Genomic DNA, 18,932 nt, shown 5'->3' with positions numbered 1-18,932 from the left:
AGTTTCGTGGCGCCGTCGGGCACACACGGCCGTCCACGTTACCAGCCGGACCGAAAGACCGACAAACGCCCTGGTGGGGTGGTTACTTCGGGCAGGCGAACGCCGAGGGATCCGGCCGGCCCCGCGTGGCCAGAGCCTGCCGCACCCAGCCGATCACCCGGGCATCGCCGGGCATCGCCAGGTGCTCCAGCCGCACGGACGGGCACCGGTCCTGGACGATCAGCGACGTCACCCGGTCGGCCGGCCCGGCGGGGGACTGGGCCTGGACGGGGGTGACCACCGTGTCGTCCAGGCTGGAGATGGTGGCGTACCGGACGTCACCGTCCAGGTCGCCGCCGGCGGCCAGCTCGGTGAGCAGCGCCGACCCGGCGGTCTGATCGGCGCAGGCCGGGCAGGCCAGCCCCGGCACGCCGTCCAGCAACGGGGACGTCGTGCCGTGGAACGTGGGTGCGATGAGCACCGCGGTGCCGACCCGGTCGGCGAGCCCGTCCAGCCGCAGAGCGGTGCGCAGCACCAGGCCGCCCTGGGAGAACGCGACCACGTCGACCCGGTCGGCGCCCGTCACGGCCAGCACGTCCTCGACGACGGCTGTGACGGACGCCGCGGAATCGCGCACCGGCGCCACCCCGCCCAGCCCGTAGTTGGTGCCGTACACGCACCGGCCGTCCGCGGCCAGGGCCGCCGCAAGGGGAGTGAAGTTGCCGGCGACCGTGGAGAAGGTGCCGGGCAGCAGGACCACCGGGGGATGCTCGGACCGGCACGACGGGTCGTTGACGCCCGCCAGGTGGACATCCGGCAGCGCGACGGCGCCTCTCGATGCCGTGGCCGACGGCGAGGCGGTGGCCGACGGCGAGGCGGTGACCGACACCGGTGTCGGGGCCGTGACCGACGGCGGAGGCGAAGCCGAGACCGATGCGTCGACCGGCGCGCCCACCGGACCCGCGCACCCCGACACCACGGCCAGCGCTGCGACCAGCAGCAACGCGGCCACCACGCTCCGTCTCATCGCCCGCCACGGTACGTCGGACCCGGCCGCGACGAGAATGCGAAAAAATCTTGGCCGAAATTCCGCTGAGCTGTCGTCTGCGCCCCGGTCCGTTCGTGGTGATGGTGTCAGGAACGAAACAGGAGGATCCATGAAGCTCAGCGTGAACACCTTCGTCAGTCTGGACGGCGTCATGCAAGGTCCGGGTGGCCCGGAGGAGGACACCACCGGCGGCTTCACCCGTGGCGGTTGGGTGATCCCGCACTTCGACGAGGACTTCGGCCGGATCGTGGACGAGGAATGGTTCGCCCACGCCGACGCGGTGCTGCTGGGCCGGAGCACCTTCGAGATGATGCGGACCTACTGGAGTGCCTACCCGAATCAGGACGAACTGGTCGCCAGGGTGCTGAACACCTACCCGAAGTACCTGGTGTCGACCACGCTCACCGACGAGCAGGCGGCGTGGGGTCCCACCACCGTGCTCCGGGACGACATCGTCGAGCAGGTGCGCGCCCTCAAGGAGCGGCCCGGTCGGGAGCTGCAGGTGCACGGCAGCTGGCAGCTCGCGCAGACCCTGCACAACGCCGGCCTGGTCGACGTCTACCGGCTGCTGGTGTTCCCGGTCGTCGTCGGCAACGGCAAGCGGCTGTTCGACGACACCACCCGGCCGTCCGCGTTCCGCACGGTCTCCCGGGGGACCACCGCGGCCGGCGCCACCCACCTGGTCCTGGAGCCGGCCGAGTTCACCCGGGGCGACCTGGGCATCGTGGACGGCGAGGCGGTGATCACCGAGGTCCCGGTCTGATCCCGGACTGATCCACCTACCGTCCGCCGCCACACCCTTCGTCCCCCACCGTCCGTACCCCCACCCGATCCACCTGAGCAAGGAGCCCACCATGAAGCAGTACATGCTCTCCGTCCACCACGAGTCGCCCGCCGAGGTCACCGCCATCTCCGACGAGGACATGCAGCGGATGTACCAGCAGGTCGACGCGTTCAACGAGGAAGTGCGCAAGGCCGGCGTCTGGGTCTTCGCGGGCGGCCTCGAGGGCATCGAGTCCGCCACCGTCGTCGACGGCCGCGGCGGCGAGGCCGTCATCACCGACGGTCCCTTCTCCGAGACCAAGGAGTACCTCGGCGGATTCTGGGTGATCGAGGCCGCCGATCTGGACGAGGCCCTGGAGTGGGCCCGCAAGGGCTCCGCGGCCTGCGAGGGCCGGGTCGAGGTCCGGCCGTTCCAGGGCGAGGCCTGACGGCCCCGAGGTTGTCGAGCGACGTGCCGCCGACGGGGGCTGCGCCGACGGCCCGGAGCATCGAGCAGGTGTTCCGGGCCGAGCACGGCCGCCTTGTCGCCGGCCTCATCCGCCGGTTCGGCGATATCGACCTGGCCGAGGAGTCCCTCGGTGACGCGCTCCTCGCCGCGCTGCAGACCTGGCCCGAGCAGGGCCGGCCACCCAACCCCGGGGCCTGGTTGGCGACCACCGCGGCCCACCGGGCGATCGACCGGATCCGCCGCGAATCCACCCGGGACGCCCGCCACACCGAGGCCACCGCCATGACAGCCAGCCGGCCCGACCCACTTCTGGAGGCGGGCGCCGTCGTCGAGCAGGACGGTGCCATCACCGACGATCGGCTCCGGCTGATCTTCACCTGCTGCCATCCGGCGCTCGCCCCCGACGCCCGGATCGCGCTCACCCTGCGGCTGCTGGGTGGACTGACCGCCGCCGAGATCGCCCGGGCGTTCCTGGTCCCGGAGCCGACGATGGCCCAACGGCTGACCCGGGCCAAGCGAAAGATCAAGACCGCGGGCATCCCGTACCGGGTGCCGCAGGCCGCCGACCTCCCGCGGCGGATCGACGGGGTGCTCGCCGTGCTCTACCTGATCTTCAACGAGGGCTATCTATCCACCTCCGCCGACGACCCGATCCGGGACGACTTGTGTGCCGAGGCGATCCGGCTCACCCGGGTCGTGCGGGCCCTGCTGCCCGAGGAACCCGAGATCACCGGGCTGCTTGCGCTGATGCTGCTCACCCGGGCCCGGCGACCCGCCCGGCTGCGCGACGGGGTGCTGGTGCCGCTGGACGAGCAGGACCGCTCGTGCTGGGACCGCGCGCTGATCGGGGAGGGGCACGATCTGGTCCGCGCCTGCCTGCACCGCAACCGGCCCGGGCCGTACCAGATCCAGGCCGCTATCAACGCCGTGCACACCGATGCGCCGACGGCCGATCGCACGGACTGGAGCCAGATCGTCGCGCTCTACGACCAGCTGCGGGTGGTGCAGCCCTCGCCGATCGTCGAGCTGAACCGGGCGGTGGCGGTGGCCGAACTGGACGGCCCGATGGTGGGGCTCTCGCTGGTCGAGCCGCTGGACCTGACCGGCTATCCGGCCTGGCACCTGACGCGGGCCGACCTGCTGCGCCGGCTGGATCGGCCGGCCGAGGCCAAGGCCGCCTACGACCGGGCGATCGAGCTGACCGGCAACCCGGCCGAACAGGCGTTCCTACGGCTGCGGCGCACCGGGATCGACGGGGACCGAGCCGTGGGAACATAGGCGGCGTGACATCTGGTCTAGCCGCTCGTGCCCATCGCACGTTCACCCCGCCGGAGCTGATCCGCAACTTCTGCATCATCGCGCACATCGACCACGGCAAGTCGACGCTCGCGGACCGGATGCTGCAGTCCGGACGGCAAGCCGCAGGACCACGTGCTGAACCTGATCGACACCCCGGGCCACGTCGACTTCACCTACGAGGTCTCCCGCTCGCTGGCCGCCTGCGAGGGGGCCGTGCTGCTGGTCGACGCCGCGCAGGGCATCGAGGCGCAGACCCTGGCCAACCTGTACCTGGCCCTGGAGAACGACCTGCACGTCATCCCGGTGCTGAACAAGATCGACCTGCCGGCCGCCCAGCCGGAGCGGTACGCCGAGGAGATCGCGCACATCATCGGTGGCTCGCCGGACGACGTGCTGCGGGTCTCCGGCAAGACCGGCGCCGGCGTCAAGGAACTGCTGGACAAGGTCGTCGCCGAGATCCCGCCCCCGGTCGGCGACGCGGACGCGCCGGCCCGGGCGATGATCTTCGACTCGGTCTACGACATCTACCGCGGCGTCATCACCTACATCCGGGTCATCGACGGCAAGATCACCCCGCGCGAACGCATCCAGATGATGTCGACCAAGGCGGTGCACGAGCTGCTCGAGATGATCTTCGACTCGGTCTACGACATCTACCGCGGCGTCATCACCTACATCCGGGTCATCGACGGCAAGATCACCCCGCGCGAACGCATCCAGATGATGTCGACCAAGGCGGTGCACGAGCTGCTCGAGGTCGGCGTCATTTCGCCCGAACCGATCCCCACCCGGGGTCTGGGGGTCGGTGAGGTCGGCTACCTGATCACCGGGGTCAAGGACGTCCGGCAGTCCAAGGTCGGCGACACCATCACCTCGGCGGCCAAGGGCGCGACGGTCCCGCTCGGCGGGTATCGCGATCCGCGGCCGATGGTCTACTCCGGGCTCTACCCGTTGGACGGCTCGGACTACCCGCTGCTGCGGGACGCGCTGGACAAGCTGCGGCTCAACGACGCCGCGCTGACCTACGAGCCGGAGACGTCGGCGGCGCTCGGCTTCGGGTACCGCTGCGGCTATCTCGGGCTGCTGCACATGGAGATCACCCGCGATCGGTTGGAGCGGGAGTTCGGGCTCGACCTGATCTCCACGACGCCGAACGTGGTTTACCGGGTGACGATGGAGGACCACACCGCGCACGTCGTCACCAATCCGAGCGACTGGCCGGCCGGCAAGATCCACGACGTGGTCGAGCCCATCGTGCGGTGCACGATCATCAGCCCGAGCGAGTACATCGGCACGATCATGGAACTGTGCCAGTCCCGGCGGGGATCGTTGGGCGGCATGGACTACCTGTCCGAGACCCGGGTCGAGCTGCGGTACACGATGCCGCTGGGGGAGATCATCTTCGACTTCTTCGACGCGCTGAAGTCCCGCACCCGCGGGTACGCGTCGCTGGACTACGAGGAGATCGGGATGCAGGAGGCCGACCTGGTCAAGGTCGACATCCTGCTGCAGGGCGAGGCGGTCGACGCGTTCTCGGCCATCGTGCACAAGGACTCCGCCTACGCCTACGGGGTGTCGATGACGGCCAAGCTGCGGGAGCTGATCCCGCGGCAGCAGTTCGAGGTGCCCATCCAGGCCGCCGTCGGGTCGAGAGTCATTGCCCGGGAAACCATCCGGGCGATGCGCAAGGACGTGCTGGCCAAGTGCTACGGCGGCGACATCACCCGCAAGCGCAAGCTGCTGGAGAAGCAGAAGGAGGGCAAGAAGCGGATGAAGATGGTCGGCCGGGTCGAGGTGCCGCAGGAGGCCTTCATCGCCGCACTGTCCACCGACTCGTCGCCCGCTGCCGGCAAGGACGCGAAGAAGTAGTCACTGCTCGCCGCAGGTGGCTGGGGCCGGCTGACCCTCAGGCCGGCACCAACCCGGCCAGGTAACTCCGCACCACTGCGGCGATCTCGGCCCGCGACTCCTGCGTGCCGGCCGGTGCCGCGGTCAGCGAACCCACCCCGACGAGCCGGTCGTACTGCAGGCCGTCGAGCAGGGCGATCAGCCCGTCGGCCGACCGGGGCGGATCGGTCGCGCCCAGCCGGGTGACCGCGCCGATCGCCAAGGTGCGGAAGATTCCACCGGCGTGCAGGATCTCGCGCAGGTCGGGGTCGGATGCCACCTCGATCTCGCAGGCCATCCGGGCCAGGGTGCGGTCCCGGTGCTCACCGAGCTGCCCGTCGACGAACACCGCGACCCGGGTGGCCAGCTGATCGGCTTCGGCCAGCCGCGCGGCCCGGGTGGCCGGGGCCCCGCCGGAGTCGGTCGGCGGTCCGGGCAGCCGGGCCAGGCGCTCGGCATTGATCTGGGCGATCCGAACCAGCACGCCCCGCAACAGCTCTCGCCGGGTCCGGAAATGGTAGGACGTCGTGCCGGGCGGCACCCCGGCCGCGGCGTCGACCGCGCGGTGGGTCAGGGCGCGGATGCCGCCGCCGGCGATCAGGCCGATCGCGGCATCGGCCAGGACCACCGGTCGGTCGGTGATGACGGGCATCGAACCCCCTTGACGTCGTGCACTACGGGTGTAGTGTATCCGCTACAAACGTAGTGCTACATATGTAGCGGCTCAGGGAGCGCAGCGATGAGTGGGCAGAATCTGCATGTGGTGGTGGGAGCGGCCGGGGTGACCGGTCGGCTGGTCGTCCGGCACCTGGTGGCGGCCGGCTGCCGGGTTCGGGCGGTCACCCGGAACGGGCGGTCCGTCGGTGATCCGCGGGCCGAGCCGGTCGCGGCGGACGCCGCCGATCCGGTCGCACTGTCGGCCGTCACGACCGGGGCGGTCGCGATCCACCACTGTGCGATGCCGCCGATCACCAGATGGCACAGCGACTTTCCCCCGCTGACCGACGCGATCATCACCGCGGGCGCGGCGACCGGCGCGCGCATCGTCTATGCCGACGACACCTGGATGTACGGCAAGGTTGCCGGCCCGATGACGCCGGACCTGCCCTACCGGCCGGTCAGCCGGCACGGCGTCCTGCGCGCCTGGCTGGCCGAGCGGTTCGAGCACGCCGCGGCCGACGGTCGGATCCGGCTCTCCATCGTCCGGGCCGGCGAGCTGTACGGGCCGGGCGCCCGTTCGATGATCGCCGGCACCGTGTTCGGCGCCATCCGCCGGGGCCGGACCGCCCGCTGGTTCGGCGCGCCCGACCTGCCGATCACCCCGACCTACGTCGACGACTTCGCCCGCACCGTCGCCGCGGTCGGCCGGCACGATCGCGCCGATCACCGGATCTGGCACGTTCCGCACCCCGGCGCCACCACCGGGCGGGAGCTGATCACCCTCGCGGCCGAGCAGGTCGGGCGCAAGGCGGCGGTGGCCGCCATCACCCGCGGGCAGCTGCGCGCCCTGGGCGCCGCGCTTCCCCTGGCTCGCGAAGCGGCGTCGCTGATCTACCAGTTCGAGCAGCCCTTCGTGGTCGACGGCACCGCCGCGGCCGACACCTTCGGCATCACCCCGACGCCCTACGCCGACGGCGTGCGTTCGGTGCTGGCGTCACGGTGAGCAGCCGGCCGGTGTCCCGTGACTGCGAAACCTGCAACACCCGATCCAACTCCAGGAGCTGACATGAACGACAGACTTGCCGTGGCCGGCGGGACCGGCCTGATCGGCCGGCTGGTGGTGGACGCCATTCGGGCCGCCGGCCGGGAACCCGTGGTGGTGGCCCGGTCGGCCGGGGTCGATGTGCTCACCGGCGCGGGGCTGGACGCGGCGCTGACCGGCGTCGACGCGGTGATCGACGTGGTCAACGTCGGCACCCAGCGCCGCCGCCGGGCGGTCGACTTCTTCGGCACGGCCGCCGCCACCCTGGCCCGGGCCGAGCGGCGGGCCGGCGTCCGGCACCACGTCGCGCTGTCCATCGTCGGGATCGACCGGGTGGATACCGGGTACTACGCCGGCAAACTGCGTCAGGAGGAGGTGGTCACCCGTGGCGAGGTTCCGTGGACGATCCTGCGGGCGACGCAGTTCCACGAGTTCGCCGGCCAGCTGCTGGACCTGCTGCCCGGCCCGGCGGCGATCGTGCCGAACATGCTGAGCCGGCCGGTCGCCGCCCGCGAGGTGGCCGAGCACCTGGTCGCGTTGGCCGGCGGACCGGCGATCGGGCGCGCCCCGGAGATCGCCGGACCCGAGGAGCGCCGGATGGCCGACCTGGTCCGTCGGCTGGCCCGGTCCCGCGGCTCCCACCGGGCGGTGTGGGAGCTGCCGGCGCTGGGCACGGCGGCCACCGCGGCCGCCCGGGGCGCGCTGCTGCCGTCCGGACCCGGCCCGCGGGGGACCGAGACCTTCGAGCAGTGGCTGGCCCGCACCCGCGGGCCGCAGCTGATCCGTTCGGAACCAGCGGCGGGAGAGAGGCGATGAAGGTCGGCATCGTCGGCGGCGGCATCGGCGGGCTGGCCACCGCCGTCGGTCTGCAACGCACGGGCGTGGACGTCACGGTGGTCGAACGGTCCGAGAGGCCGGCGGTCAGCGGGTCCGGGATCTCGCTGTTCGGCAACGGGCTGGCCGCCCTGGCCGCGCTGGGGATGGGAGACGCGGCCCGTGAGATCGGCGCCGTCGCCGGCGAACTCGGTGTCACCACCCCCGCCGGGCAGCGCCGGCCGGACGGGCGGTGGCTGGTCCGGCTGCCGCGGGCGGCGACCGAGACGGTGGCGGTGGTGCACCGCGCCGACCTGCAGCGGATCCTGCTGGCGGCGCTGGCGCCCGGCACCGTGCGCACCGGTCGGGCGGTGCGCGGCGTCTCGGCCGACGGCCGGAGCGTCGAGGTCGACGACACGATCGAGACGTTCGACGTCGTGGTGGCCGCCGACGGCATCCGCAGCCGGATCCGCGCCGGCCGGCCCGGCGATCCGGGCGTCCGCTATGCCGGCTATGTCGCCTGGCGCGGCGTCACCGACCGGCCGGTCGACGTCTCTTCCGGCTCCGGGGAAACTGTCGGCCGCGGCCTCCGGTTCGGCATCGCACCGCTGGCCGACGGCCGGGTCTACTGGTTCGCCGTCGTTTCCCAGCCGCGGGACGCACCGGTGCCCGACGGGCCGGCGATCGTCGCGCGGCAATTCGCCGGCTGGCACCCGCCGATCCGCGAACTCATCGAGTCGACCCCGCCCGAAAGCATCCACGGCCTGCCCATCGAGGAGCTGGCCGGCCGGCTGCCGACGTACCGTCGGGGACGGTGCGTGCTGCTCGGCGACGCCGCGCATGCGATGACGCCCAATCTCGGGCAGGGCGGCAACCAGGCATTGGAGGACGCGGCCACCCTGGTCGCGCTGCTGAGCCGGCCGGCCGGACCGGCCGGCATCGACGCGGCACTGGCCGAGTACGACCGGTTGCGCCGACCCCGGACCCAACGGATCGCCCGGCAGGCCGGCATTCTCGGTCGGGTGCTGCAGGCCCACGGACCGGTCGTCAGCCGGCTGCGGGACGCCGGGCTGCGGCTCACCCCGCCCGGCGCGGCCGCCCGGAGCGCATTGGCGGTGCAGCGCTGGGCGCCGCCCGCCCCGGCCCGGCCGGTCGTCAACGGGGGTGCCCGATGAGCGGCGACCGCCCGCGCAGCCGTCCCATCACCCGCCTGCTGCTCGTCGTCCTCGGCATGTTCTTCGGCCTGGTGCCGGGAATCTGGGCGGCGGTGCTGCCGGAGTCGTTCTACGGTGACTTCCCGGCCATCCGGCCCGCCTGGGTGGCCGTCGACGGCCCGTTCAACGAGCACCTGATCCGGGACGTCGGCGCGATGTTCCTGGCCCTGGCGGTGATCGCGCTGGTCGCCGCGATCACCGGGAGCCCCGGTCAGGCGCGCCTGGCCGGACTGGCCTGGCTGGTGTTCTCCGTCATCCACTTCGCCTACCACGTCACGCATCTGCGGGTGTACGGCCCGCTCGACCAGTGGCTCAACGTGGTCAGTCAGGTGGCCAGCATCCTGGTCGCGCTGGCCGTCGTGCTCATCCCGGCGCAGCGGCCTGCCGCCGATCGGCGCGCACCGGGCGACGCCGTCTTGCCGGACGGTATGCCCGGTTCGTCAGACCGGTGATCCGGCCGAGCGCCTCGACGTCACGATCCCCGATGGACGAGCAAGAACGGGTGGGCCCGGCTGAGCCGAGGGTGGGCCTAGCCCTACCCGGGCCGGCACCCCTGCCCGCTGGGCCGCGGCCGCGGCGAGGCGAACGATCGATACATGACCACTACCGCCGCTCAGCACGCCGCATTCCCGCCGGCGGACCGCACCGACCGGATCGACCGCGGCCGCCCACCGGGCCTGACCTCACCCCGGGCGTGGGCCGAACTCGTCTACGCCGTCGTCGATCTCGCCCCGGCGATCGCGTTCTTCGTCCTGGTCATCACGCTGCTGGCGGTCGGCATCGGCCTCGCGGTCATCTATGTCGGCGTCCTGATCGTCGTGTTGGCCCTGCTGGCGGCCCGGTTCGGCGGGCTGGTCCAGCGGTCGCTGGCCGACGCCCTGCTCGACCTGCCGACCACGGCACCGGACTGGGCCACGCCGCGACGCCCCGGCCCGATCGCCGCGATCGGGGCGGTGCTGCGGGACCCGGCGCACTGGCGGGCGGTCGCGTACTTCTGCATCAAGATCGTGCTGGCCCCGCTGACCTTCTCCGTCGCCGTCGCGTTCTACAGCGCCGGGCTGGGTGCGGTCACCTACCCGGCCTGGCGGCTCTGGCTGCCCGCGGAGATCGGCGCCGACGGGGCGATGCACCGCGGCGCCGAGCTCTGGCCGGGCTTCTTCATCGACACCTGGCCGGCGATGATCGCCTATGCCCTGGTCGGTCTGGGGATGCTGTGGTGCGCGCCGCGGGTGGTCGGGTTCCTCACCACCGTGGACCGCATCCTGATCGTCAGCCTGCTGGGCGGATGGGCCCGGTAGCGGTCGGTCGGCGCCGGTCAGGCGTGCCGCGGCGGCCGGCCCAACCCGCGCAACCCTCGCGCCAGCCCGGCGACCACCGCCGCCAGCCCGAGCCCGCCGCCGATCGCGGCGAACCCGGCGGCCGGACCGTAGGTGTCGACCAGCGGACCGAAGGCGAGCAGCCCGAGCGGGCCGGCGGCCAGGGCCAGCGCGGTGTACGAGCCGATCACCCGGCCGCGGAACCGCTCCGGGGTCCGGGACTGCACGATCACCGCGCACAGCGGGTTGATCGGCCCGGTGACGACACCGGCGACCAGCGCCAGGGCCACCATGACCGGCACCGACGGCAGCAGCGCGAAGGCCCCCAGTGACAGGCCCGCCAGCGCCAACGCGACGACCAACGCGACCCGCGTCGGCACCCGGTGCGCGACCGCCCCGTAGGCCAGCGCGCCGCCGATGGCCCCTCCGGCGTACGCCGCCAGGATCACCCCGAACGCCACCACCTGGCCGGACTCGTTCAGGTAGGCGTTGAGCACGACGGTCTCGAACGGCAGCAGGAACAGCCAGATCACCGCGGCGGTCAGGGTGATCGCCCGCAGCGTCCGGTCGCCCAGCAGGAACCGCACGCCGGCCCACACCGACCGCAGGTACGGCTCGGGCTCCGGCCGGACGGACAGGTGCGCGGGCACCAGCACCGCCGTGACGGCCACCGCGAGCAGGAACAGGCCCACCGCCACCCACACCGTGCCGAACCCGCCGACCACCACCAGCAGCAATCCGGCCAGCGCCGGACCGGCCAGGTAGCCGGTGTTCTCGGCCACTTCCCCCCAGGCGTTCACCCGGGCCAACGGCACCCCGGCCGCCCGGGCGACGTCCGGGCGCAACGCCTCCCGCGCCGCCGCCCCCGGCGAGTCGAACACTGCGCCGACCGCCACGAGCACCAGCACCAGGCCGACCCCGAGCCCGACGGTCGCGTCGGCGATCGGCAACGCGGCGACGGCCGAGGCGCTGAGCACGTCCGCGATGATCGAGGTGCGCCGCTTGCCGATCCGGTCGATCAGCGCCCCGCCGAACACCGCGGCGACCACGATCGGGGCGATCGCGGCGGCCCCGGCCAGCCCGGCCAGCGCGGCGCTGCCGGTGCGTTCCAGCACCAGCCAGGGCACCGCGATCGCGACGATGCTGTTCGCGGTGACCGAGCATGCTGTCGCCGCCAGCACCCCGATCAGCGGGGCGAATCGGGGGGTCATCGGGTCCGGGTCAGGGCACGAGCACGAGCTTGCCCGGGCCACCTTCCTCCAGATCGCGCAGCGCCTGCGCGCCCTCCGCCAGCGGGTAGGTCCGGTCGACCACCGGGACCAGGCCGGTGGCGTCGCACAACGCGATGAGCCGGCGCATCTCGTCCAGGGTGCCCATCGTCGAGCCGATCACCGAGATCTGCAGGAAGAACAGCCGCTGCAGGTCGGCCGACGGGTCGAAGCCGCTGGTCGCGCCGCAGCAAACGACGACCCCGCCGGGCCGCACCGCCCGCATGGAATGCGCCCAGGTCTGCTTGCCGACGGATTCGAAGACGCCGTCCACCCGGTCGGGCAGCCGCGCGCCGGTCTCGAACACCGCGTGCGCGCCCAGATCGGCGGCCCGGGCGCGGCCGGCCTCGGTCCGCGACGTCGCCCAGACCCGCAGACCCAGCACCCGGCCCAGTTGGATCAGCGCCGTGGACACGCCGCCGGTGGCGCCCTGCACCAGGATCGTCGACCCGGCCGGCAGCCCGCTGCGGGTGACCAGCATCCGGTAGGCGGTGAGGTAGGTGGTGCCCAGCACCGACGCGGTCTCGTGCGTCATCGACGGCGGCAGCGGGAGCGCGTTCCGGGCGGGCACGACGACCGACTCGGCGAAGGTGCCCTGCTCCTGTTCGGTGAGCATGTGCCGCTGCGGGTCGACCGTCTCGTCCCCGCTCCACCCCGGTGAGCCGATGATCGGGTAGATCACCACGTCCCGCCCGTCGTCGGTGACGCCGGCGCCGTCACAACCCAGGATCATCGGGAACCGGTCCGGCTTGATCCCGACGCCGCGCAGCGTCCACAGGTCGTGCCGGTTCAGGGAGGCGGCCCGGACCGCCACCCGGGTCCAGCCGTCGGGCGCCTGGGGTTCCGGTCGCTCACCCACCACCACCCCGGCCAGCGGATCGTCGGGGTGCGGGGCGTCGGCGTAGACGGCGAGCATGCCGCTCACCCTATTGGCCCGGCCTGCGTACCCTGCTGGTCATGTGGCAGACCGTGCTCGACGTCGTCGACGCGGTCGAGTCGTGGATCGCCGGGGTGTCCTATTGGGTGCAGGTGATCGTGCTGCTGGCCGTGCTCGGGCCGCTGTGTTACCTGCTCGCCGGGCTGATTGACCGCGCGGTGGACGGCGTGCTGGCGTGGCACTCGCGCCGCGACGGCGATCGGGGTGCCGCGCCGGCGCAGCCCAGCGAGACGGTTGTCCAGTGAGCCGCCGCCCGCTGCCGGAGGTCACCCGGCGCTGGATGACGATTGCGCTGGTCGCCCTCGTGCTGGTGGCCATCCTGGTGGCCGTGTTGCGCTGACCGCTCAGGCGCAGCCGGCCCGGATATCCATGCCGTCCAGGTCGTACCCGTCCTGCACCAGGTGCAGCGGCCAGGGCAGTCGTGCGGTCGCGTCGGTCACCCGGATGAACCGGGCCGTGGTGAGCGAGCCCAGGTCGAACGACCCGATCGCGTAGCCCCGCACGGGGCCCAGGTCGACCCACGTTGTCCCGTCGGCGGATGCGGACACCCGCGCCCGGTCGGCCAGGTCGGTGACCAGCCGCGGGAACCCGGGCAGCACCGGCAGATCCTGACCGGGCAGGTTCTGCACCGGCCGGGTGAACTCCAGGGTGAGCTGACCGCCCAGACCCAGCGACACCGCGTCCCGCGGGCCCCGGTCGGACGCGGAGGTGCCCAGCGCCGCGGTCGGGTCGTTGCGATCCACCGGCCGGCCCGCGCCGGCCGGGCCGGGAGCGTACGCGGCGACCCGCTGGGCCGGGCCGTAGCAGCCGGCGGCGGTCGCCCTGGTCAGGTCCAGGCCGGCCAGGGACGGGTCGTGATCGGACGCCCGGAAGGCGTCGGGCGCGTACAACGCGTCCTGCGCGGCCGGCTTGAACGACGTGTCGTAGTCCAGCACGTCCGGCTCGTCGGCGTTGATGTGCCACTCGCCGGCGCCGGCGACCTGGCCGGACAGGGACGCGGAGGCCAGCACGTGGTCCAGGTAGCCGGCCTGCCCGTCGAAGACGTAGCTGTAGGCGAGCTCGCCGCCGAACCGCTTGATCTGGTCGGTGTACCCGGCGGCCGCCAGCGCGCGGATCGGATCCTCGTGGTCGTAGGAGTTCAGGTCGCCGATGATCAGCCGGTCCGGATCGCCGCTGCCGGTCGGGTCGGCGGCCAGGAAGCCGGCCAGTGCCTGCGCCGCGGCCGTCCGGGTGCGGGTGCAGTTGCCCTGCCCGTCACCGGTGTCCGGGTCGTCGGTGCCGCACGCGCTGCCCTTGGACTTGAGGTGGGCGACGGCCACGGTGAAACGGCCGCCGGCCGCGGTCTGGAAGGTCTGCACCAGCACCGGCCGGTTGCGGGTGTCGTCGAAGCGTGGGTCGACGGACGAGTCGAGCACCCGGGACGGGCCGACCGGGGTGACCGCGGACGGCCGGTAGATCAGGCCGACCCGGATCGCGTCGCCGCCAAGGACCTCGGTGTCGATCGCCGCGTACGGGGCGGCGCCGGCCCAGCCGTTGAGCCCGTTCACCAGGTCGCCGACCGGGTCGACCCCCGGGGTGTTCTCCAGCTCCAGCAGTCCGACCACATCGGCGTCGAGCCCGCCGACCGCGGCCAGGATCTTGGCCCGTTGCCGGCCGAGTTCAGCCGGCTGGTCGGCATCGGCGCCGCGGCATTCCTGGTTGCGTGCCGGCCCGCAGATCCGGCCGGCCACGGTGCCGTCGTCCAGCGTCAGGAAGTAGTTGAGGACGTTCAGTCCGGCCACCTTCACCGAACCGCCGACGGCCGGCGGCGCGGCCGGGCGGGGATTGGCGGGGGTGTAGCTCGCGGGTGCGGTCGGCTGGATGCGGTAGGTGCCGAAGGTCTCATCGACGACCCCGGTCACCCCGGTCAGCGTGTCGCCGCCGCGGAACCGGTTGGTCAGGCCGAACGGCTCGCCGTTGCCGGGATGCCGCAGGACGGCGGGATTCTGCGTGGTGGAACCGTCGTCCAGGGTGATCCGGCGCAGCGCATTGTCGGCGGCCAGGGCCTGCGCCGGCGGGCCCGGGTCGGCGACCGCGGTCGGGGTGAACAGCCGGGACTGCCCGTCCTGGGGCAGGCCGAGCACCACCTCGCCGAACCGGTCGTAGTTGAAGTACTCGCTGATCACCATCGGCTGCGGCAGGGCCACCCGCATGCCCTCGTACCGCTCCAGGTCGGTGACCGCGGCCAGCGGGAAGGTGACCGGGACCGGGTCGGGCAGCGGTGATCCGGCCGAACAGACCTGCACCGTCGGCGAGCCGGCGAGCTGGGTCTGCGAGCTGCCGGAGCCGGTGTATTCGCCGGCGGTGCCGGTGACCTGAACGGCATCGCCGACCGCGGGGGTCGGCGTGCCGCCGAAGACGAACACCCCGTCCGATCTGCCGGGGTCAGTGTCGCCGGCCGGGTCCTGCAGGTAGAAGCCGCCGAGCCCGGGGGCGACCGCGGTGACCACGGCCGGCACGGTGACCCGCCGGCCGGCCAGCGGGGTGGTGCCGCCGTCGCCCTGCACCTGCGGCACCGTGGTCAGCGGGACGTCGGCGCTGCACGGCGCGGCCGGCGGGTCGACGGGGCCGGGCTCGCCGTAGACCTGCCCGGCGTTGACCGTGCCGAAGCCGGCCGGCCCGGTGGTCCAGGTGAAGTCGGCCGGGCCGCGGCCGGTGCCGGTGAGCTGCAGCGATGTGCCCGTCGCGGTGCCGTCCTCGGCCACCCCGATGTCGGTGGCCGCCCGGCCGGCGGCCGGCCCGTCGACCGCGATGAACGTGCCCTCGTAGGACAGGAACTGCACCGTCGCGCCGGTCGCGTCGACCAGGGCCAGGCCGTCCGGGGCGCCGTTCTGCAGGCCCGGCGCGGGCGCGGACACGGTGCCCAGGCCGGCCGACTGGTCCGGCAGGGCGCCGGTCAGCGGCAGCGTGCCGTAGGCCGCGCCGCCGTTGCCGTTGTAGAGCACGACCGACCACCCGGTCAGGTCGGTGCCGGCCGGCCCGGCCACCTCGACCGCCTCGCCGGCGTCGGTGCCGGCATTGTCGTAGTGGATCTCGTTGATCCACGCCGCAGGCGGCGCGGCGGCCCGGGCCGTCACCGCCGCCCCGGCCGGTATCGCGGGAGTGAGCGCGGGCACCAGGAGCAGGGCCAGCGACAGAGTCAGGAGCCGACGGGAGGATCGGGTCACGAATTGTGACGCTGGGCGAACCCTTCGTGTTCGTACAGCCCCCGGGAGTGGTCGATCCGATGAACGCGGTGCGCGAGACTGTTCACCGTGCCGTCCACGCTGCCCGACGGCGACCCGGTGCCGCCGGACGGGTCGCTGCCCCCCTCCGCCGCCCGCGGGGCGGGCGGCCGCACCCTGTCCTTCTACGTGCACGTGCCGTTCTGTGCGACCCGCTGCGGCTATTGCGACTTCAACACCTACACCGCCGGTGAACTCGGCACGGACGCCTCCCCGCAGTCCTGGCTGGACGCCGCGCTGGCCGAGATCGACCTGGCCGCGAAGGTTCTCGGCCCCGACCGGCCGGTAACGACGGTCTTCGTCGGCGGCGGCACCCCGTCCCTGGTCGGCGCCGGGCCGCTGACCCACCTCCTCGCGGCGATCGAGGAGCGCTTCGGACTGGCCGCCGACGCCGAGGTGAGCACCGAGGCCAATCCCGAGTCGACCGATCCCGACCTGTTGGCCGACCTGCGGCGGGCGGGATTCACCCGGCTCAGCCTGGGCCTGCAGTCCACCTCTCGTCGCGTGCTGACGCTCCTGGACCGCACGCACACCCCGGGGCGGGCCCTGGACGTCGTCCGCTGGGCCCGCGCGGCCGGCTTCGAGCACGTCAACCTCGACCTCATCTACGGCACCCCGGGGGAGACCGACCGCGAGTTCCTCGACTCCCTGACGGCCGTCATCGACGCCGGCGTCGACCACGTCTCGGCCTATTCGTTGATCGTCGAGCCCGGCACCCGGCTGGCCCGGCAGGTCGACCGCGGGCTGCTCCCGACGCCGGACGAGGACGTGCTGGCCGACCGGTACCTGCTCGCCGAGAAGATGCTGACGCGGGCCGGTTTCGGCTGGTACGAGGTGTCCAACTGGGCCCGCGCCGACGCGGCCCGGTGCCGGCACAACCTCGCCTACTGGACCGGTCAGGACTGGTGGGGGATCGGTCCGGGCGCCCACTCGCACGTCGGCGGGGTGCGCTGGTGGAACGTCAAGCACCCGGCCGCCTACGCGCAGCGGCTGGCCGCCGGGGTCAGCCCCGGGCAGGCCCGGGAAGTGCTCACCGGCGAGCAGCGCACCGCCGAGGACGTGTTGCTCCGGCTGCGCCTGGACTCCGGGGTGCCCGTGGGTCGGCTGCCCGCGGCCGGCCGGGACGCGGCGCGGTCGGCCGCCGACCGGGGCCTGCTCGACCCCGCCGCGTTGGCGACGGGCACCGCCCGGCTCACCCTGGCCGGCCGGCTGCTGGCCGACGGGATCGCCCTCGACCTGCTCGGCTGACCGGCCGCCGAGTGGGCAGAAGGTGCCCTTATCCGCCCGGTTTGGGGGCACCTTCTGCACACTCGGCCGGCAGGCGGGGCCCGGGGCGAGGGCGGGAGGCGGGGGCGGGCTACCAGGCCGGCGAGACGGGTGCGCCGGCCGCCGGGGCGGGGCCGCCGGCCTGCCGGGAATCCAGATCCAACACCCGGACATGGATGACGGTCCGCTGCTGCAGCGCCGACCGGAGGGCCCGGTGCAGGCCGTCCTCCAGGTAGAGCTGCCCCTGCCAGTACACCGCGTGCGGGAACAGATCCCCGTAGAAGGTCGACTGCTCGTCGAGCAACGCGTCCAACCGCAGCTCGCGTTTGGTGGTGATGAGCTCGTCCATCCGCACCTTGCGCGGCGGGATCCGCGCCCATTCCCGGGTGGACAGTCCGTGATCCGGGTACGGGCGGCCGTCACGAACATCTTTGAAGATCATCCGTTGGGCCTCCGTTGCCCGTGCATCGTCCCGACGCACCGCTCGCCATCAGGGTAGCCGCCGGCGGCGACGGCGCCGCGGCGGACTCCGGCGGGCGCCGCCCGCGCGAGGCCGACCGGCGCACCCGGGACGACTACACTTGGCAGACGGAGTTTCCGAGTGCCAAATGGCACCCACCGCACCCGGGAGGTGACCATGTCGGCCGACGACAGACGCTTCCAGGTGTTGCGCGCCATCGTCGCCGACTACGTCGCCACCCATGAGCCGGTCGGTTCCAAGTCCCTGGTCGACCGGCATCAGCTGGGCGTCTCGCCGGCCACGATCCGCAACGACATGGCCGTGCTGGAGGACGAGGGGTACATCGCCCAGCCGCACACGTCGGCCGGCCGGATCCCCACCGACAAGGGCTACCGGCTGTTCGTCGACCGGTTGTCGCAGGTCAAGCCGATGTCGTCGGGCGAGAAGAAGGCCATTCAGGCGTTCCTGTCCGAGGCCGTCGACCTGGAGGACGTGCTGCGCCGGTCGGTCCGGTTGCTGGCCCAGTTGACCAGGCAGGTCGCGTTCGTGCAGTACCCGACGCTGTCCCGGTCATCCGTCCGGCACGTCGAGGTCGTCGCCCTGGACCTGCGCCGGTTGCTGCTGGTGGTCATCACCGACACCGGACGGGTGGAGCAACGGCTGGTCGAGCTGGACGTCGACATCACCGACGCGGGGTTGCTCTCGCTGCGCTCGCTGTTCACCTCGCACGTGGTCGGCCGACGGCTGGGCGACGCCGCCGCCGCCGTCACCGAGACCGCCTCGAACGTCGACCCGGCCGTGCGCAGCGTGGTGCTGCCGTCGGTGAACGTGCTGCTGGACGCGCTGGTCGAGCATCCGGAGGAGCGGTTGGTGCTGGCCGGCACCTCGCACGCCACGGGCGCGTGGGCCGATCAGCCGGCCACGCTGCGCGGGGTGCTCGAGGCGCTGGACGAACAGGTCACCCTGCTCAAGCTGCTGGCCGCCCTGGAGACCCCGGACGCGGTGGTGGTGTCGATCGGCAGCGAGAACGACGATGCCAACCTCGCCTCGTCGGCGCTGGTCTCCGCGGGCTACGGCAGCGGGCAGACCCTGATGGGCGGGCTGGCCGTCGTCGGGCCGACCCGGATGGACTATCCGGGCACGATGGCCGCGGTCCGGGCGGTCGCCCGGTACGTCGGGGAGATCGTCGCCGGGCGGTAAGGCTCGTCATGTGGCGGGCCCCGGCTCGCGGGAAGGCAACTGGTGCAAA

The 18,932-nt window shown here is 73.0% G+C and carries 18 protein-coding genes and 1 pseudogene; 13 read left to right on the top strand and 6 right to left on the bottom strand.

Annotated elements, in window-relative coordinates; translation table 11 throughout:
• Positions 1-82: 82 nt before the first annotated feature.
• The gene (locus ACILSK_RS09935; protein WP_395726988.1) at positions 83-1,006 is read right to left on the bottom strand and encodes an alpha/beta fold hydrolase; all 924 of its coding nucleotides are present in this window, start codon (positions 1,004-1,006) and stop codon (positions 83-85) included.
• A 130-nt stretch (positions 1,007-1,136) separates the two neighbouring features.
• Here ACILSK_RS09935 and ACILSK_RS09930 point away from each other — a divergent pair, with 130 nt between their 5' ends.
• From ACILSK_RS09930 to lepA, 5 genes and pseudogenes are all read left to right on the top strand, one after another.
• Positions 1,137-1,790 (top strand): dihydrofolate reductase family protein, encoded by a 654-nt coding sequence (locus ACILSK_RS09930; protein ID WP_395726987.1) that lies wholly within the window; start codon positions 1,137-1,139, stop codon positions 1,788-1,790.
• Between the two features lie 91 nt (positions 1,791-1,881).
• Positions 1,882-2,238, top strand: coding sequence for a YciI family protein (locus ACILSK_RS09925; RefSeq protein ID WP_395726986.1), 357 nt, complete (start codon positions 1,882-1,884; stop codon positions 2,236-2,238).
• 23 nt (positions 2,239-2,261) lie between these two features.
• Positions 2,262-3,536 carry an RNA polymerase sigma factor gene (locus tag ACILSK_RS09920; RefSeq protein ID WP_395726985.1) on the top strand — a complete coding sequence of 425 codons (1,275 nt, stop codon included), beginning with the start codon at positions 2,262-2,264 and terminating at the stop codon, positions 3,534-3,536.
• Positions 3,537-3,541: 5 nt separating this feature from the next.
• Positions 3,542-3,637: pseudogene (locus ACILSK_RS09915) on the top strand (hypothetical protein); the annotation flags it as partial.
• 52 nt (positions 3,638-3,689) lie between these two features.
• The gene (gene lepA, locus ACILSK_RS09910; protein WP_395726984.1) at positions 3,690-5,426 is read left to right on the top strand and encodes a translation elongation factor 4; all 1,737 of its coding nucleotides are present in this window, start codon (positions 3,690-3,692) and stop codon (positions 5,424-5,426) included.
• Positions 5,427-5,463: 37 nt separating this feature from the next.
• Here the strand turns inward: lepA and ACILSK_RS09905 are convergent, their stop codons facing one another.
• Complete coding sequence (locus tag ACILSK_RS09905) at positions 5,464-6,096, bottom strand: TetR/AcrR family transcriptional regulator (protein ID WP_395726983.1); 633 nt, start codon at positions 6,094-6,096, stop codon at positions 5,464-5,466.
• 87 nt (positions 6,097-6,183) lie between these two features.
• On the opposite strand from ACILSK_RS09905, the gene ACILSK_RS09900 reads away from it, so the two are divergent.
• From ACILSK_RS09900 to ACILSK_RS09880, 5 genes are all read left to right on the top strand, one after another.
• Complete coding sequence (locus ACILSK_RS09900) at positions 6,184-7,107, top strand: NAD-dependent epimerase/dehydratase family protein (RefSeq protein WP_395726982.1); 924 nt, start codon at positions 6,184-6,186, stop codon at positions 7,105-7,107.
• A gap of 63 nt (positions 7,108-7,170) precedes the next feature.
• Positions 7,171-7,962, top strand: coding sequence for an SDR family oxidoreductase (locus ACILSK_RS09895; protein ID WP_395726981.1), 792 nt, complete (start codon positions 7,171-7,173; stop codon positions 7,960-7,962).
• Complete coding sequence (locus ACILSK_RS09890) at positions 7,959-9,134, top strand: FAD-dependent monooxygenase (protein ID WP_395726980.1); 1,176 nt, start codon at positions 7,959-7,961, stop codon at positions 9,132-9,134. The genes ACILSK_RS09895 and ACILSK_RS09890 overlap by 4 nt, the downstream gene beginning before the upstream one ends.
• A complete protein-coding gene (locus ACILSK_RS09885) occupies positions 9,131-9,625 on the top strand; it encodes a hypothetical protein (RefSeq protein WP_395726979.1) in 495 nt (164 codons plus the stop codon). The genes ACILSK_RS09890 and ACILSK_RS09885 overlap by 4 nt, the downstream gene beginning before the upstream one ends.
• A 144-nt stretch (positions 9,626-9,769) precedes the next feature.
• Positions 9,770-10,471: a sensor domain-containing protein gene (locus ACILSK_RS09880; RefSeq protein ID WP_395726978.1), complete on the top strand. Its 702-nt coding sequence runs from the start codon at positions 9,770-9,772 to the stop codon at positions 10,469-10,471.
• Positions 10,472-10,488: 17 nt separating this feature from the next.
• Here ACILSK_RS09880 and ACILSK_RS09875 read toward each other — a convergent pair whose 3' ends face one another.
• Together ACILSK_RS09875 and ACILSK_RS09870 are read right to left on the bottom strand one after the other, a co-directional pair.
• The gene (locus ACILSK_RS09875) at positions 10,489-11,700 is read right to left on the bottom strand and encodes an MFS transporter (protein WP_395726977.1); all 1,212 of its coding nucleotides are present in this window, start codon (positions 11,698-11,700) and stop codon (positions 10,489-10,491) included.
• 10 nt (positions 11,701-11,710) lie between these two features.
• Positions 11,711-12,673, bottom strand: a complete 963-nt coding sequence (locus ACILSK_RS09870) for a zinc-binding dehydrogenase (RefSeq protein ID WP_395726976.1) — start codon at positions 12,671-12,673, stop codon at positions 11,711-11,713.
• A gap of 41 nt (positions 12,674-12,714) precedes the next feature.
• Between ACILSK_RS09870 and ACILSK_RS09865 the strand changes: the two genes are divergently transcribed.
• Complete coding sequence (locus tag ACILSK_RS09865) at positions 12,715-12,939, top strand: hypothetical protein (RefSeq protein WP_395726975.1); 225 nt, start codon at positions 12,715-12,717, stop codon at positions 12,937-12,939.
• Positions 12,940-13,038: 99 nt separating this feature from the next.
• On the opposite strand, the gene ACILSK_RS09860 is transcribed toward ACILSK_RS09865, so the two are convergent.
• Entirely contained in the window at positions 13,039-15,900 is a 2,862-nt protein-coding gene (locus tag ACILSK_RS09860) for an ExeM/NucH family extracellular endonuclease (RefSeq protein WP_395726974.1), read from the bottom strand.
• Between the two features lie 87 nt (positions 15,901-15,987).
• On the opposite strand from ACILSK_RS09860, the gene hemW reads away from it, so the two are divergent.
• Positions 15,988-17,205 carry a radical SAM family heme chaperone HemW gene (gene hemW, locus ACILSK_RS09855; RefSeq protein WP_395726973.1) on the top strand — a complete coding sequence of 406 codons (1,218 nt, stop codon included), beginning with the start codon at positions 15,988-15,990 and terminating at the stop codon, positions 17,203-17,205.
• A 109-nt stretch (positions 17,206-17,314) separates the two neighbouring features.
• On the opposite strand, the gene ACILSK_RS09850 is transcribed toward hemW, so the two are convergent.
• Positions 17,315-17,665 carry a type II toxin-antitoxin system VapB family antitoxin gene (locus ACILSK_RS09850; RefSeq protein WP_395726972.1) on the bottom strand — a complete coding sequence of 117 codons (351 nt, stop codon included), beginning with the start codon at positions 17,663-17,665 and terminating at the stop codon, positions 17,315-17,317.
• Between the two features lie 195 nt (positions 17,666-17,860).
• Here ACILSK_RS09850 and hrcA point away from each other — a divergent pair, with 195 nt between their 5' ends.
• Entirely contained in the window at positions 17,861-18,883 is a 1,023-nt protein-coding gene (gene hrcA / locus ACILSK_RS09845; protein ID WP_395726971.1) for a heat-inducible transcriptional repressor HrcA, read from the top strand.
• Positions 18,884-18,932 lie beyond the last annotated feature (49 nt).

It is taken from the genome of Nakamurella sp., from assembly GCF_044224575.1.
Classification (GTDB): domain Bacteria; phylum Actinomycetota; class Actinomycetes; order Mycobacteriales; family Nakamurellaceae; genus Nakamurella.
The sequence above is the reverse complement of the archived record's forward strand: the minus strand, read 5'-3'. Positions and strand labels throughout refer to the sequence as shown.

What these genes read in the sequence shown, in the direction of transcription:
- ACILSK_RS09895 (WP_395726981.1), top strand. Translation starts at nt 7,171, where the DNA reads ATGAACGACAGACTTGCCGTGGCCGGCGGGACCGGCCTGATCGGCCGG.
- ACILSK_RS09930 (WP_395726987.1), top strand. Translation starts at nt 1,137, where the DNA reads ATGAAGCTCAGCGTGAACACCTTCGTCAGTCTGGACGGCGTCATGCAA.
- ACILSK_RS09935 (WP_395726988.1), bottom strand. Translation starts at nt 1,006, where the DNA reads ATGAGACGGAGCGTGGTGGCCGCGTTGCTGCTGGTCGCAGCGCTGGCC.
- ACILSK_RS09890 (WP_395726980.1), top strand. Translation starts at nt 7,959, where the DNA reads ATGAAGGTCGGCATCGTCGGCGGCGGCATCGGCGGGCTGGCCACCGCC.
- ACILSK_RS09880 (WP_395726978.1), top strand. Translation starts at nt 9,770, where the DNA reads ATGACCACTACCGCCGCTCAGCACGCCGCATTCCCGCCGGCGGACCGC.
- ACILSK_RS09850 (WP_395726972.1), bottom strand. Translation starts at nt 17,665, where the DNA reads ATGATCTTCAAAGATGTTCGTGACGGCCGCCCGTACCCGGATCACGGA.
- ACILSK_RS09925 (WP_395726986.1), top strand. Translation starts at nt 1,882, where the DNA reads ATGAAGCAGTACATGCTCTCCGTCCACCACGAGTCGCCCGCCGAGGTC.
- ACILSK_RS09875 (WP_395726977.1), bottom strand. Translation starts at nt 11,700, where the DNA reads ATGACCCCCCGATTCGCCCCGCTGATCGGGGTGCTGGCGGCGACAGCA.
- ACILSK_RS09870 (WP_395726976.1), bottom strand. Translation starts at nt 12,673, where the DNA reads ATGCTCGCCGTCTACGCCGACGCCCCGCACCCCGACGATCCGCTGGCC.
- ACILSK_RS09885 (WP_395726979.1), top strand. Translation starts at nt 9,131, where the DNA reads ATGAGCGGCGACCGCCCGCGCAGCCGTCCCATCACCCGCCTGCTGCTC.
- ACILSK_RS09905 (WP_395726983.1), bottom strand. Translation starts at nt 6,096, where the DNA reads ATGCCCGTCATCACCGACCGACCGGTGGTCCTGGCCGATGCCGCGATC.
- hrcA (WP_395726971.1), top strand. Translation starts at nt 17,861, where the DNA reads ATGTCGGCCGACGACAGACGCTTCCAGGTGTTGCGCGCCATCGTCGCC.
- ACILSK_RS09865 (WP_395726975.1), top strand. Translation starts at nt 12,715, where the DNA reads ATGTGGCAGACCGTGCTCGACGTCGTCGACGCGGTCGAGTCGTGGATC.
- ACILSK_RS09900 (WP_395726982.1), top strand. Translation starts at nt 6,184, where the DNA reads ATGAGTGGGCAGAATCTGCATGTGGTGGTGGGAGCGGCCGGGGTGACC.